At 40.1% G+C, this 14,170-nt stretch carries 13 protein-coding genes; 12 read left to right on the forward strand and 1 reads right to left on the reverse strand.

Annotated features, from left to right (window positions below; genetic code table 11):
* Nucleotides 1-129: 129 nt before the first annotated feature.
* The 7 genes from CFS60_RS10440 (at nt 130) to cysK (ending at nt 8,246) form a co-directional block, all read left to right on the forward strand.
* Nucleotides 130-522 (forward strand): septum formation initiator family protein, encoded by a 393-nt coding sequence (locus CFS60_RS10440; protein ID WP_088810746.1) that lies wholly within the window; start codon nt 130-132, stop codon nt 520-522.
* An 84-nt stretch (nt 523-606) separates the two neighbouring features.
* Nucleotides 607-1,032 (forward strand): S1 domain-containing RNA-binding protein, encoded by a 426-nt coding sequence (locus CFS60_RS10445; protein WP_088810745.1) that lies wholly within the window; start codon nt 607-609, stop codon nt 1,030-1,032.
* A gap of 79 nt (nt 1,033-1,111) precedes the next feature.
* A complete protein-coding gene (gene hpt / locus CFS60_RS10450) occupies nt 1,112-3,052 on the forward strand; it encodes a hypoxanthine phosphoribosyltransferase (protein WP_088839223.1) in 1,941 nt (646 codons plus the stop codon).
* Between the two features lie 305 nt (nt 3,053-3,357).
* The gene (ftsH, locus tag CFS60_RS10455; RefSeq protein ID WP_088815902.1) at nt 3,358-5,418 is read left to right on the forward strand and encodes an ATP-dependent zinc metalloprotease FtsH; all 2,061 of its coding nucleotides are present in this window, start codon (nt 3,358-3,360) and stop codon (nt 5,416-5,418) included.
* A gap of 64 nt (nt 5,419-5,482) precedes the next feature.
* Entirely contained in the window at nt 5,483-6,259 is a 777-nt protein-coding gene (locus tag CFS60_RS10460; RefSeq protein ID WP_088810743.1) for a type III pantothenate kinase, read from the forward strand.
* Entirely contained in the window at nt 6,256-7,140 is an 885-nt protein-coding gene (gene hslO / locus CFS60_RS10465) for an Hsp33 family molecular chaperone HslO (RefSeq protein WP_088810742.1), read from the forward strand. The genes CFS60_RS10460 and hslO overlap by 4 nt, the downstream gene beginning before the upstream one ends.
* A 179-nt stretch (nt 7,141-7,319) precedes the next feature.
* Nucleotides 7,320-8,246, forward strand: a complete 927-nt coding sequence (cysK, locus tag CFS60_RS10470; protein ID WP_088839220.1) for a cysteine synthase A — start codon at nt 7,320-7,322, stop codon at nt 8,244-8,246.
* 572 nt (nt 8,247-8,818) lie between these two features.
* Here the strand turns inward: cysK and CFS60_RS14155 are convergent.
* Nucleotides 8,819-8,917: a type I toxin-antitoxin system Fst family toxin gene (locus CFS60_RS14155; RefSeq protein ID WP_117584604.1), complete on the reverse strand. Its 99-nt coding sequence runs from the start codon at nt 8,915-8,917 to the stop codon at nt 8,819-8,821.
* 437 nt (nt 8,918-9,354) lie between these two features.
* Here CFS60_RS14155 and folP point away from each other — a divergent pair, with 437 nt between their 5' ends.
* From folP to lysS, 5 genes are all read left to right on the forward strand, one after another.
* Nucleotides 9,355-10,140: a dihydropteroate synthase gene (gene folP, locus CFS60_RS10475; protein ID WP_088839224.1), complete on the forward strand. Its 786-nt coding sequence runs from the start codon at nt 9,355-9,357 to the stop codon at nt 10,138-10,140.
* Between the two features lie 4 nt (nt 10,141-10,144).
* Nucleotides 10,145-10,513 carry a dihydroneopterin aldolase gene (gene folB / locus CFS60_RS10480; RefSeq protein ID WP_088810740.1) on the forward strand — a complete coding sequence of 123 codons (369 nt, stop codon included), beginning with the start codon at nt 10,145-10,147 and terminating at the stop codon, nt 10,511-10,513.
* Nucleotides 10,514-10,993: a 2-amino-4-hydroxy-6-hydroxymethyldihydropteridine diphosphokinase gene (gene folK, locus CFS60_RS10485; protein WP_088810739.1), complete on the forward strand. Its 480-nt coding sequence runs from the start codon at nt 10,514-10,516 to the stop codon at nt 10,991-10,993. It abuts the gene before it with no gap.
* 81 nt (nt 10,994-11,074) lie between these two features.
* The gene (gene dusB, locus CFS60_RS10490; protein ID WP_088810738.1) at nt 11,075-12,070 is read left to right on the forward strand and encodes a tRNA dihydrouridine synthase DusB; all 996 of its coding nucleotides are present in this window, start codon (nt 11,075-11,077) and stop codon (nt 12,068-12,070) included.
* A 127-nt stretch (nt 12,071-12,197) separates the two neighbouring features.
* Complete coding sequence (gene lysS / locus CFS60_RS10495; protein WP_088839221.1) at nt 12,198-13,691, forward strand: lysine--tRNA ligase; 1,494 nt, start codon at nt 12,198-12,200, stop codon at nt 13,689-13,691.
* Nucleotides 13,692-14,170: the final 479 nt, after the last annotated feature.

The following is a 14,170-nucleotide window of genomic DNA, read 5'->3' on the forward strand; positions in this document are numbered from 1 at the left end:
TTGTTTTTTCAACGGTTTTTATTTTTGTAAAAAAATAGTCGATTTCACGGATACCAATAGACAAACAGAAAAAAAATTGTTATTATTTTAGATAGGAGAATCTTTTTACTTGACTAGGAGGTGCGATAGATGAAGAATGAAAAAAATGTGACGCGTATGCAGAATCGCTATATTAAAGACACGCAAACGTTGAAGAAAATTAAAAATCGTCGTCGCGTTGCCTTAGCTAGAAGGCTTACAGGCCTTGTAGTTGTTTTAGTCATTGTTTTCGGTGCGTTATTTTTCACTTATACAAAACAAGCATTATTGTTACAAGAGAAAAAAACTGAAAAAGTAAAAACAGAGCAAAAGCTCGCTGATTCAAAAAAGGAAGAAAAAGCTTTGAAGAGTCAAATCAATAAATTGCATGATGATGATTATATTGCGAAACTAGCTAGAAGCGAGTATTATCTTTCGAAGGAAGGCGAGATTATTTTTAATACGCCAACTGGAGATGATGAGAAAAAAACATCGTCAAATTAGTAGAGCAAACTATTTTGACATGGCTTTAAATAACGTTATAATAAATGTTGTAAAGAGTGATTTTTAAGGAGGAAGCTTTTTTTTATGTCGATCGAAGTAGGCAACAAGTTGCAAGGGAAAGTTACTGGGATTACTAATTTTGGAGCGTTTGTGGAGCTTGAAGGTGGCAAAACAGGTCTGGTCCATATTAGTGAGGTTGCAGATAATTATGTGAAAGATATTAATGATATTTTGACTGTTGGGGATGAAGTTACCGTTAAAATTATGAATGTTTCTGATGACGGGAAAATTGGTCTTTCAATTCGTAAAGCTGTAGATCGTCCAGAGCGTCCAGAACGCAATTACGATAAGAAGCCTAAATTCAATAAGAAGCCGGTAAGAAGTGCGAAGCCAGCGGAGAATTTTGAAGATATCATGGCTCAATTTTTAAAAGATAGTGAAGATCGTCTATCGACAATTAAACGTCAAACAGAATCAAAACGTGGTGGTCGTGGCGCTCGTCGCGGCTAAACCGATTATAGAAATAAATTAGGATGGGTGAAGCCCATCCTTGTTTTCTCATATAAAGATGGAAGAAAGGTCTTTTTTCATGGATGATTTTTTAAGACGTGTTGAAAATGAAATAGTGAAATATGACCTAATCCGGCCAAATGAAAAGTTGCTTGTCGCAGTTTCAGGTGGTCCGGATTCTTTGGCGTTGCTGCATTTCCTAATGAATCGCCAAGGCGCAAACAATCTAGTTGTTCTCCACGTGAATCATTTGCTTCGCGCTGAGTCAGACGAGGAAGCGGATTTCGTTCGCAGCTTTGCGGAGAGGCACAATCTTGCTTTTATCCAAAAGAAAGTAGACGTTCAGAGCTTGGCGGTTTCTGAAAAAAGAGGGATTGAAGAGACGGCGCGTCTTGTGAGGTATCGTTTTTTTGAGGAGTCGATGCTGGAGTCGGGGATTCAGAAAATTGCGCTTGCGCACCATGCTGATGATCAAATTGAAACGATTTTGATGCGTCTTGTTCGCGGAAGTTCGGGTACGGGGTTTTCTGGAATCCGTCCGATGCGTATGCTAGGTGAAGGTCATGTTATTCGTCCGTTTCTTTCCGTTTCGAAAAAAGATATTTTAGCCTATACGTCGGAACATAAGCTTCCATTTGTTGTCGATGCATCTAATGAAATGGATAATTTTACGCGGAATCGTTTTAGAAAACATATTGTTCCGCTACTTGAAAAGGAAAACGTTGGCATTGCTGAGCATTTTAAAAATTTTTCGGATGAAACGTGGGAGGATTTTCACTTTTTAGATGAAATGGCACTGTCCGAATTTGAGAAAATTGCTGTAAAAGAAGAGGGCTTTGTTAAAATAGAGCGAAATGCAGTAGAAAATATGGCGAATCCTTTACAACGGCGCATAATTCATTTACTATTAAAATATCTGTATAATAATGATATTCAAGATATTTCAAAGCGTCATATAGAAGCAATTTATGGTGTTATTCATGGAAATAATCCTTCTGCCACACTCAATTTGCCAAAAAACGTCATCTTTAGGCGTACATATGACCAACTAGAAGCATTTTTCTATAAAGAAGAGGTAAAGAAGGAATTTTATTATCAGATAGCTCCGAATGATCGGATTGAAATGTTAGACGGTTCTGTTTTTAAAATGCGACAAAAAAGCTCTGTCGTTCAAACAGCAGGCCTAAATGGCATTATTATAGATGCTGAGGCCGTTTCCTTACCCCTTGTTATTCGTAATCGCCTTCCGGGTGACAGAATGACACTCAAAGGGACTGGCGGGACGAAAAAATTAAAAGACATTTTTATCGATGCTAAAATCCCTAAATTCTTACGAGATACGATTCCTGTTGTAACAGATGATAATGGGAAAGTTTTGTGGGTGCCAGGTGTTAAGGAATCCTGTTATGTTGTAAAACCAAGTCGCGAAAAAAAGCAATTTATTATGAGGTATAGCAAGAATTTAGGAGGAAAGAAAAGCATGCATAACGATATTCAAAAGGTGCTAATTAGTGAAGAGGAAATTCAAAAGAAGATTCGTGAGCTTGGTGTTGAGTTAACGACAGAATATGAGGGACGTAATCCGCTAGTTATTGGCGTGTTAAAAGGTGCAACGCCGTTTATGACAGATTTAATTAAACGAGTCGACACCTACTTAGAAATGGATTTCATGGACGTTTCAAGTTACGGAAATGGCATGGTTTCGTCTGGTGAAGTCAAAATCATTAAAGATTTAAATACATCTGTTGAAGGACGAGATGTTTTAATTGTAGAAGATATTATTGATAGCGGACGTACACTTAGTTATTTAGTAGACTTGATTAAGTATCGAAAAGCAAAATCGGTGAAGCTCGTAACGTTACTCGATAAACCAGAAGGCCGAAATGTTGATATTGATGCCGACTATGTTGGGTTTATTGTCCCAAATGAATTTGTCGTTGGGTACGGACTTGATTTTGCTGAAAGATATCGTAACTTACCGTATATTGGTGTTTTAAAACCGGAAATTTATTCGGAGTGATAAAATTTCACTTTTGCCACGCTTTTTTGCTAAAATGTAAAGTATAAGTAAAAAGGTTGATAAAGTAAGTAGAAATTTTGCGAAATATGCAAATTAGTAGGCAACACGCCAGCGTTATGCTATTATTAATCTTAGTTTTTTAGCTCATAATACCTATTGGGGAATGACTTTACTAATAAATGAATCTTCGTGAGAGAAATTGAATTTCGGATGTGTTTTTTCGGAAAAATAGGGAAAAGTTTGTTGTTTCCTTGAAGCCAATTTTAAAAGTATAATCCAGGCTCTTACGTGGGAGGAGGTACGGAATGAACAGATTTTTTAGAAATGCAATATTTTATGTCATAATATTCCTAGTCATCATTGGAATTGTAGCTTCCTTTAACAATAATAAAGAGGCAGCCAAGGATATTAGTTATTCAGAGTTTATGACGAAACTGGAGGACGGGGATGTAAAATCATTTACTATCCAACCTGATCGCAGTGTTTATACAATTGAAGGTGAATTTAAATCTTCAGATAAATCATCAGAGGATGATAAGAAAGTATTAGGCCAAAATAAAAGTGATACGGCCTTCACAACTTATGCGCTTAGTAGTGATACGCTATTAACGGATATGCAAAAAGAAGCAGATAGCAATAAAACTAAATGGGAAGTTGTCCCAGCTAAACAAAATAATGGATGGGTTACCTTCCTTTCTTCCATTATTCCGTTCCTAATTATCATTATCCTGTTCTTCTTCTTAATGAGCCAGTCACAAGGTGGCGGCGGTGGTAAAGTGATGAGCTTTGGTAAGAGCAAAGCAAAACTTTACAATGACGATAAGAAGAAAGTGCGATTTACAGATGTTGCAGGAGCAGATGAGGAGAAACAAGAACTTGTTGAAGTGGTTGAGTTCTTGAAAGATCCGCGTAAATTTGCTGATTTAGGTGCACGTATTCCAAAAGGTGTGCTTTTAGTCGGACCACCGGGAACAGGTAAAACGTTACTTGCCCGTGCTGTAGCAGGAGAAGCGGGTGTGCCATTCTTCTCAATCAGTGGTTCTGACTTTGTAGAAATGTTTGTTGGTGTCGGTGCGAGCCGTGTTCGTGATTTGTTCGAAAATGCGAAGAAAAATGCGCCATGTATTATCTTTATCGATGAAATTGATGCTGTAGGTCGTCAGCGTGGTGCTGGCATGGGCGGTGGTCACGATGAACGTGAACAAACGCTTAACCAATTGCTCGTTGAAATGGATGGTTTCGGTGGTAATGAAGGTATTATCATTATCGCAGCAACGAACCGTGCAGATGTACTTGACCCAGCCCTTCTTCGTCCAGGCCGTTTCGACCGTCAAATTATGGTTGACCGCCCAGACGTAAAAGGCCGTGAAGCAGTATTACGCGTACACGCTAGAAACAAACCTTTAGCCAAAAGTGTTGATTTAAAAGCGATTGCGCAACGTACGCCTGGTTTCTCCGGGGCAGACCTAGAAAACTTACTAAATGAAGCGGCATTAGTTGCTGCTCGTGCTGATAAAAAGCAAATTGATATGAGTGATTTAGACGAAGCGAGCGACCGCGTTATTGCTGGTCCTGCTAAGAAAAATCGCGTTATTTCTAAAAAAGAACGCCGCACAGTTGCTTACCACGAAAGTGGACATACAGTTGTCGGTATGGTGCTTGATGAAGCCGAAACAGTTCATAAAGTAACCATTGTTCCACGTGGACAAGCCGGCGGTTACGCTGTCATGCTTCCGAAAGAAGACCGCTTCTTAATGACGAAAGCAGAACTTCTTGACCGAATTACGGGCTTGCTTGGTGGACGTGTTGCTGAAGAAATTACGTTCGGTGAAGTTACAACAGGCGCAAGTAATGACTTTGAACGCGCAACAGAAATTGCACGCCGCATGGTAACAGAATGGGGTATGAGTGATAAAATTGGACCGCTTCAATTCACATCAGGAAACGGTCAAGTGTTCATGGGTCGCGACTTCGGGAGCGATAAAGGATTCTCTGATAAGATTGCTTATGAAATTGACACAGAAGTTCAAAGCCTTATTCGCTACTGTTACGATCGCGCCAAAAATATTCTTTTAGAACATAAAGAGCAACATGTTCTAATCGCGGAAACACTTCTTGAAGTGGAAACGCTAGATGCTCGCCAAATTCGTTCGCTATTTGATGACGGTGTAATGCCTCCAGATGCGGATACATTAACGGTTGAAGAATATCCTTCCGAAAAAGATGATGAAGAACCAAAATCTTTTGATGAAGAAAAAGCGGAATTGAAGCACGAAGAAGCAACTGAAGAGAAAACGCAAGAAACGACATCAGAAGAAGCTGAAAGTGCAGAAGAAAAACCACAAGATAAAAAAGACAACGAATAATAATAGAAAGGACTAAGCATACGTGCTTAGTCCTTTCTTAGAACAAAAACGAGGTGTGAAAGCAATGATTTTAGTCATCGACGTAGGAAATACAAATTGCACGTTTGGGGTTTATGACGGTGAGGAGTTGAAGCGGACTTTTCGGATTGCGACAGATAAGGCGAGGACGGCAGATGAATTAGGGATGCTCGTATTAAGCTTTTTAAACCATGAAAAAATATTACCAGAACAAGTGACGGACGTTGTGATTTGTTCGGTAGTGCCACCCGTTATGCATGCTGTTCAAACGATGAGCACACGCTATTTCCAAGTTGAACCGCTCGTTGTCGGGCCAGGGATTAAAACGGGTTTGAATTTAAAAGTGGAAAATCCGCGGGAACTGGGTGCCGACAGAATTGTGAATGCGGTCGCGGCTCTTGAAGAATACAAAAGCCCGATTATTATTGTTGATTTTGGCACAGCCACAACATTTTGCTACATTGACGAAAAAGGCACCTATCAAGGCGGAGCAATTGCACCAGGCATCATGACGGCGACGGAAGCACTGTACAATCACGCCGCAAAACTACCTCGGGTGGATATAAAAGCTTCGCAAAACGTAATTGGCAAGACGACAGTGACCTCTATGCAGGCCGGCATTTTTTATGGCTTCATCGGCCAATGTGAAGGGATTATTTCGGTGATGAAAAAAGAAGCCGGAACAAACCCAATTGTTGTCGCGACTGGTGGTTTGGCGCGTCTGATTACTGAGAAATCGACACTTGTCGATGTGGTGGATCCCTTTTTAACATTAAAAGGATTGTACGTATTATATAAGCGAAATAAAGGAGAAAAGAAATGAACGATTATTTAGTGAAAGCTTTAGCATATGATGGTCGCGTGCGAATTTATGCAGCGATTACAACAGAAACAGTTAGCGAAGGGCAAAGGCGCCATGATACGTGGCCGGTAGCTTCCGCTGCGCTTGGCCGTACGATGACAGCGACGCTCTTTTTAGGTGCGATGCAAAAAGAAAATCAGAAAATCACAGCAAAAATTGAAGGAAATGGCCCAATCGGCGCAATTATTGCGGATAGTAATACGCAAGGTGGGGTCCGCGGTTACGTCACTAATCCGCACGTCAATTTTGCGGATTTAAATGAAGCCGGGAAACTAGATGTGCGCCGCGGCGTTGGGACAGAAGGAACGCTTTCTATTGTAAAAGACTTAGGTTTTGGCGAAAATTTTACTGGCCAAATTCCAATTGTATCAGGGGAAATTGCTGAGGACTTCACGTATTATTTGGCAAACTCCGAACAAATCAACTCATCTGTAGGTGTAGGCGTCCTTGTTAATCCCGATACGACAATCAAAGCGGCCGGCGGTTTTATGCTGCAACTTCTGCCAGGTGCTGATGACGCGCTAATTACCGAAATCGAAAAGAATTTGGCGAAATGCCCAACTGTTTCGCGCATGATTGATAGCGGGGAAACACCAGAAAGTATCATCGCGCTTCTTGCGGGTGGTGCTGAAAAAGTAAAAATTTTAGAAACGATTCCTGTCCGTTTTGAATGCAACTGTTCAAAAGAGCGCTTTAAAACAGCGATTATTTCATTAGGCAAAGACGAAATTCGTGCAATGATTGATGAAGAACACGGGGCGGAAACGGAATGCCATTTTTGCCGAAACCATTACCATTTTTCGGAAGAAGAGTTGGAAAGTTTATATGAAGAAGCGAAATAAAAAATCATCCGCGTTATGCGGATGATTTTTTATTTAATCACTCGTCGCCACCATTCTTACCATAAAAATACATTAGAAAGCTGTTTCAAACGATAAAGATTCCCAATCGATTTTTAAAATTGACAAAACAACTCGGAATTAGGTAAAGTAAAAGAAAAGCTATTTGGAGGAGTGTTGAAATGAAAATTGCGAATTCAATTACAGAATTAATTGGAAATACCCCTATTGTAAAGTTAAATCGCTTACCGGAAAAAGGTAGTGCGGACGTTTATGTGAAGTTAGAATTTCAAAATCCAGGTGGGAGCGTGAAAGATCGCATTGCAAATGCTATGATTGAAGCAGCTGAAAAAGAAGGTGTCTTGAAGCCTGGTGATACAATCATTGAGCCGACAAGTGGAAACACAGGAATTGGTCTTGCGATGGTAGCAGCTGCAAAAGGGTACCATGCAATTTTCGTTATGCCAGATACAATGAGCCTTGAAAGACGTAAACTTCTTCAAGCATACGGTGCAGAACTTGTGCTCACAAAAGGTGCAGACGGTATGAAAGGGGCCATTCAAAAAGCAGATGAACTTGCTAAAGAACATGGTTATTTTATCCCGCAACAATTTCACAACCCTGCAAACCCACAGGTTCATGAAAAAACGACTGGTCCAGAGATTGTCGAAGCTTTCGGTAAAGATGGGCTTGACGCGTTCATTTCCGGCGTAGGAACTGGTGGTACTGTTACTGGTGCAGGACACGTGTTACGAAAAAATTATCCGGATATTAAAATCTATGCTTTAGAACCAGAAGAATCGCCTGTATTAAGTGGTGGTGTTCCTTCGCCGCATAAAATCCAAGGCATTGGGGCTGGATTTGTTCCAGATACACTGGATACAAAAGTATATGATGGTGTCCTTAAAGTGGCTAGTGAAGATGCTCTAGTTACCGCGCGTGAAGTTGCGAAAAAAGAAGGGATTTTAGTTGGGATTTCTTCTGGAGCGACAATTAAAGCTGCTTTAGACCTTGCTAAGGAGCTTGGCGAAGGGAAAAAAGTGCTTGCAGTTGTGGCGAGCAACGGTGAACGCTATTTAAGCACTGCGTTATATAATTTTGATGAGTAATAGATAATAGAAGGAGATGAGTGTCGTCACTCATCTCTTTTTATGTATAGAAATAAAATTCTAATCTTTTTCTAATCTTCTACACAGTAGAAACACTTTTTTTGCGCGTATGATGCATTTATAAGCTAACAACAAACAAAACATTTTCATTTCTTTCCCTTTTTAGAATGAAAATCCAAAACTCCCTTTTGGACCAATGCGGTTTACTCCCTTTTTTCCGCATTGGTTTTTGTTTGCGTAAAATGAAAAAAAGAAAATGAAACTCTTAACAAACTTTCATTTTCCTCACAGAAGATTTTAGGGAAATCTGTTTATTATATAGTTATAAGCTAACAACAAACAAAACATTTTCATTTTCCCCTTTTAAATGAAAATCCCAAAACTCCCTTTTTTAGCCAGTGTGGTTACTCCCTTTTCCACACTGGTTTTTTATGTCTAAAAGAAAACGTATATTCGCAAAGATTTTGAAATCTGTTAAAATATAGTTGTATAAGAATTGTCATTGTGACACCCAAATACCCTAACTGGTCAGAGCTAGGGTATTTTTTATGGGTTCAGAAGTTTGTTGTCGTCTAATTTCCATTACGCCGACCTTCTAATATGTGTTTGAAAAGCGTAATTACGCAACCAACTACAATCGGCGCAATTAAACTGGTATATAGAATTGCCATGTGTGCACCTGCCCTCTAACGAAATTCGTCAAAGGTAGACAATCATTTTATTATACCTTTTCATTCAAGAGGTGGCTATAGAATCACTGATAAAGCTAGATTTGGCGAAGTTTTACTATCTTTATGGAATAAAAAATAGAATGAGAAGAAAAAAATTAATTTCTTAATGAACTTTCATTTTTCTCACAGTAGATTTTAGGGAAATCTGTTTATTATATAGTCATAAGCTAACAACAACAAAACATTTTCATTTCTCCCCTTTAAATGAAAATCCCAAAACTCCCTTTTTGACCAACGTGGTTTACTCCCTTTTCCACGTTGGTTTTTTATGTGCTTTAAAACAAAAGAGGCTGCTATGAGCTATTTTGATGCTATAATAATGAAGAGAGGTGAGGCTATTGGTTAAAAAATGGGAAAAGTCACAAACCAGTCTAGTGATGGGGATTTTAAATATTACACCAGATTCATTTTCAGATGGTGGCGCATATATGGACGTGCAGGAAGCTGTTTTACATGCTGAAAAGATGGTGCGAGATGGTGCTAGTATTATTGATGTTGGTGGTGTTTCCACTCGCCCGGGACATTCGGAGGTTTCGATTCATGAGGAAACAAACCGTGTTATTCCTGTTATTAAAGCTCTACGCAAGGCGCTGCCAAATACATATTTATCCATTGATACATGGCGCAGTGAGGTGGCGGAAGCAGCAGTGCTCGCTGGTGCCGATCTGTTAAATGATCAATGGGGCGCGAAAAAAGATTCTAAAATGGCGGCAATTGCTGCTAAATATGATATTCCGATTTGTTTGATGCATAACCGAATGGACCGGGATTATGAAAATTTTATGGAAGAAGTGAAGGCTGACTTAGAAGAAAGTGTTGCAATTTGTCGGCGGGCTGGCGTTAAAGATGAACATATTATTTTAGATCCGGGATTTGGATTTGCAAAATCGGTTGAGCAAAATTTGGAAGTCCTACGCCGCATTGACGAAATTGTCGCGCTAGGCTTTGAAGTTTTACTTGGAACGAGCCGTAAGTCAACAATCGGTCAAGTTTTAAACCTAGAAACAAACGATCGTATTGAAGGCACGGGAGCAACCGTCGTGTACGGTCTGGCGAAAGGCTGTCGTATTGTTCGTGTTCACGATGTGCTTGAAATAGCAAGAATGGTTAGAATGACAGATGCTATTATGGGACATATTGCTTTAAAAAACGAAAAAGGGTGAGAAAATGGATAAAATCTACTTAAATGAACTAAATTTCTATGGTTATCATGGTGTTTTGCCGCAAGAAAACCAGTTGGGGCAAGTTTTTCAAGTGTCTCTGGTGCTTCATTTATCGACGAAAGAAGCAGGGCGGACGGATAGCGTTGAGGATACGGTAAGTTATGCGGACGTTTACGAAACGGTGAAGGAAATTACTGAGGCGCGCGAGTTCAAATTGATTGAAGCACTTGCGGAAACAATTGCTACGGAAGTTTTGCGAGATTATGCAAAGCTTGAAGCCGTCACAGTGAAAGTCATTAAACCGAATCCGCCAATTCCGGGCCATTATCATTCTGTTGCGGTTGAAATTTATCGTGAGCGGAGTGTGGACTAAATGGCGCAAGCATTTTTATCTCTCGGTTCTAACATTGGTGAAAAGTTGGAAAATCTCACGCAAGCGGTTAAATTGCTGGCAGAAAATCCGAACATCACTGTTGAAAAAGTTTCCAGTGTTTACCAAACGGAGCCAGTTGGTTATGAGGATCAGGATATATTTTTTAACATTGCCGTTCAAATCGAGACAAGCCTCGCGCCAGAAGCGCTTCTCGATACATGTTTAAATGTTGAAAAGGAACTCGGTCGCGTGCGCTTGTTTAAATGGGGACCGCGGCTCATCGATGTAGATGTTTTGCTCTATGATGACATTCAAATCGATACCGAAAAACTCAAAATTCCACACCCTTTTATGCAGGAAAGAGCCTTTGTGATGTTGCCTCTTTCAGAAATTGCGGAGGAAGTCGCCAAAACTTACTTAGTTGAAAAATTAATCGAAAATCAAGGGATAAAACGGACAAATTTTCATCTAAAGTGGTAAAAAAAGCACTTGCGAAACTTTTAAACTGTGTTAACATAACACTAGCGTATGAAAAAGGAAAGAGGAAGGGGCTTTAAAAGCATGTTTCAAATTGGTGATGTGGAGATTAAAAACCGTGTAGTCGTTGCTCCGATGGCCGGAATATCAAACTCCGCTTTTAGACTTACAGTGAAAGAATTTGGTGCTGGCCTAGTGTGCTGCGAAATGATTAGCGGCAAAGGCATTGAGTACCGCAACCAAAAAACGATTGATATGCTCTATATAGATGAAAAAGAAAAGCCGTTAAGCTTACAAATTTTTGGCGGTGAGAAGGAAACGCTTGTGGAAGCTGCGAAATTTGTTGCAGAAAATACGACGGCGGACATTATCGACATTAACATGGGCTGTCCAGTTAATAAAATTATTAAATGTGAAGCGGGCGCCAAATGGTTGCTTGACCCGAACAAAGTGCACGATATGGTAAAAGCAGTCGTGGCGGCAATTGACAAGCCAGTTACCGTGAAAATGCGTATTGGCTGGGATGATGAGCATGTTTTTGCTGTAGAAAATGCCTTGGCTGCTGAAAGCGCTGGTGCCGCAGCAATTGCGATGCACGGGCGGACGCGTGTACAAATGTACGAAGGTGTCGCAAATTGGGATATCTTGCGCGATGTAAAAAAGGCTATCAAAATTCCGTTTATGGGAAACGGCGATGTGAAAACGCCAGAAGATGCCAAACGAATGCTTGAAGAAACGGGTGCTGACGGTGTCATGATTGGTCGTGCTGCACTTGGGAACCCGTGGATGATTTATCGTACGGTGAAATATTTGGAGACGGGCGAACTTATGCCAGAACCAGAACCGCGCGAAAAAATTGAAACGGCCTTGCTCCACTTAGACCGCTTAATCGCACTTAAAGGTGAAAATATTGCGGTTCGTGAGTTTCGTCAACATGCCGCTTACTATTTAAAAGGCGCGCGTGGGAGCACTCGAGCAAAAGTTGCGGTGAATCAAGCGACTGAAAAGGCAGAAATGGAAAAAATTCTACTTGATTTCGTTAATCAATATGAAGAGAAAAACCTGATTAAACCGTCTTAAATTCACTTTTAAAAGTTGGCACGCAAATTTGTGTCAACTTTTTCTATAATTAGGGTGGAAAAATAGTATATAAAAAGCGTATAATGAAATCATCTGTTTATAATGAAAAGAATAGGAGTGTCATGATATGACTCACGAAAACCACGAAGAATTAAATGATCAGTTAATCGTTCGCCGTGAAAAAGTTGATACTTTGCGGAATATCGGTGTAGATCCCTTTGGTGAAAAATTTGTCCGTTCCATTAGCCCGGAAGAAATGGAAGTAAAATACAAGGACAAATCAAAGGAAGACTTAGAAGAAGCAAATATCGAAGTTTCTGTCGCGGGACGAATCATGACAAAACGCGTAAAAGGGAAGGTTGGCTTCACGCACATTCAGGATCGTTTCCACCAAGTTCAAATATACATCCGCAAAGATAATATCGGTGAGGAAAAATACGATGTCTTTAAACTAGCGGATCTAGGCGATATCATTGGCATTAAAGGAACTGTTTTCCGCACAAACACTGGGGAACTTTCGGTTAAAGCAACGGATTTTATGATGCTGACAAAAGCGCTTCGCCCGCTTCCAGATAAATACCACGGCTTAAAAGATGTGGAGCAAAGATACCGTCAACGCTATTTAGATCTCATTACCAACGAAGAAAGCCAAAAGCGTTTTGTTATGCGTAGCAAAATTTTAAAATATACACGCGACTATTTAGATGATCACGGTTATTTAGAAGTCGAGACGCCGGTGTTGCACACTGTTGCCGGCGGAGCAGCCGCGAAACCATTTACAACGCACCACAACGCGCTTGATATGGACTTGTATTTGCGTATCGCACTAGAACTCCATTTAAAACGCCTTATCGTAGGAGGTATGGACAAAGTCTACGAAATCGGCCGAGTTTTCCGCAACGAAGGAATTTCAACTCGCCATAACCCAGAATTCACAATGCTTGAATCCTATGCTGCATATGAGGATTTTGAAGATGTGATGGACTTAGTCGAAGGGCTCGTATCCTACGTAGCGGAAAAAACTACAGGTGGAACAACGGTAACTTACGGCGAACACGAAGTAAAACTAGCACCAGGCTGGACGCGAATCCACATGGCAGACGCTGTCAAAGAATATGCAGGTGTTGATTTATGGAATGTCACAACTGAAGAAGCTCGCGAACTTGCGAAAAAACACAATGTCGAAATCACAGAACACATGACATATGGCCATATTCTAAACGAATTTTTCGAGACTTTCGTCGAAGAAAAGCTCATTCAACCAACATTCGTATATGGACACCCAGTTGAAATCTCTCCTCTGGCTAAAATGAGTAAAACTGACAGTCGTTTCACCGACCGTTTTGAACTCTTCATTGTCGGGCGCGAACACGCAAATGCCTTTTCGGAGCTAAACGACCCAATTGACCAACGCTCCCGTTTTGAATCCCAACTAATCGAACGCGAACAAGGAAATGACGAAGCCCACGAAATGGACGACGACTTCCTAGTAGCGCTTGAACAAGGCTTGCCCCCAACCGGCGGCTTAGGGATAGGCATGGACCGTTTGATTATGCTGCTTACAAATGCGCCATCAATTAGAGATGTATTGCTGTTCCCTACGATGAAACATAGAGACTAATAAAAAGCGTGTAGCATTTATAAATTGCTACACGCTTTTTTAAAAGTTAAACGGAGGATAATTTTCTGTAAAAAAACAATTTTTCCTAAGAGAAAAAACTTTTGTAAATATGCTTGCAAAGCCTTTTGAAACATGGTATATTTATAAACGTTCCAGCCAAATGTGTGGAGGTTGAAAAAGTTTTTTAGAAATAAAAAAAGTATTGACTTTACATACTGACTGGTGTAAGATATAAGAGTTGCTGAAAGAAGCAATGTGACCTTTGAAAACTGAACAAAACGAAGATGAAAAAGCGATGAAACAGATGTTTCACCAATCAATTCATAGGACAGGAAACAAAAAGATGTTTCCAAAAAAAGTAAGAAACAAGCTAGCAAAGTCAATTTGTGACGCTAAGGAAACTTATTCACGGTGTTGAATAAGTATTCAAATTCGATTTATTTTAAAGAGAGTTTGATCCTGGCTCAGGACGAACGCTG

Origin of the sequence: Listeria sp. ILCC792 (assembly GCF_900186135.1) — a bacterium.
GTDB lineage: Bacteria > Bacillota > Bacilli > Lactobacillales > Listeriaceae > Listeria > Listeria goaensis.

Coding starts and splice junctions, on each gene's coding strand:
- CFS60_RS10440 (WP_088810746.1), top strand. CDS start 130: ATGAAGAATGAAAAAAATGTGACGCGTATGCAGAATCGCTATATTAAA.
- CFS60_RS10445 (WP_088810745.1), top strand. CDS start 607: ATGTCGATCGAAGTAGGCAACAAGTTGCAAGGGAAAGTTACTGGGATT.
- hpt (WP_088839223.1), top strand. CDS start 1,112: ATGGATGATTTTTTAAGACGTGTTGAAAATGAAATAGTGAAATATGAC.
- ftsH (WP_088815902.1), top strand. CDS start 3,358: ATGAACAGATTTTTTAGAAATGCAATATTTTATGTCATAATATTCCTA.
- CFS60_RS10460 (WP_088810743.1), top strand. CDS start 5,483: ATGATTTTAGTCATCGACGTAGGAAATACAAATTGCACGTTTGGGGTT.
- hslO (WP_088810742.1), top strand. CDS start 6,256: ATGAACGATTATTTAGTGAAAGCTTTAGCATATGATGGTCGCGTGCGA.
- cysK (WP_088839220.1), top strand. CDS start 7,320: ATGAAAATTGCGAATTCAATTACAGAATTAATTGGAAATACCCCTATT.
- CFS60_RS14155 (WP_117584604.1), bottom strand. CDS start 8,917: ATGGCAATTCTATATACCAGTTTAATTGCGCCGATTGTAGTTGGTTGC.
- folP (WP_088839224.1), top strand. CDS start 9,355: ATGGGGATTTTAAATATTACACCAGATTCATTTTCAGATGGTGGCGCA.
- folB (WP_088810740.1), top strand. CDS start 10,145: ATGGATAAAATCTACTTAAATGAACTAAATTTCTATGGTTATCATGGT.
- folK (WP_088810739.1), top strand. CDS start 10,514: ATGGCGCAAGCATTTTTATCTCTCGGTTCTAACATTGGTGAAAAGTTG.
- dusB (WP_088810738.1), top strand. CDS start 11,075: ATGTTTCAAATTGGTGATGTGGAGATTAAAAACCGTGTAGTCGTTGCT.
- lysS (WP_088839221.1), top strand. CDS start 12,198: ATGACTCACGAAAACCACGAAGAATTAAATGATCAGTTAATCGTTCGC.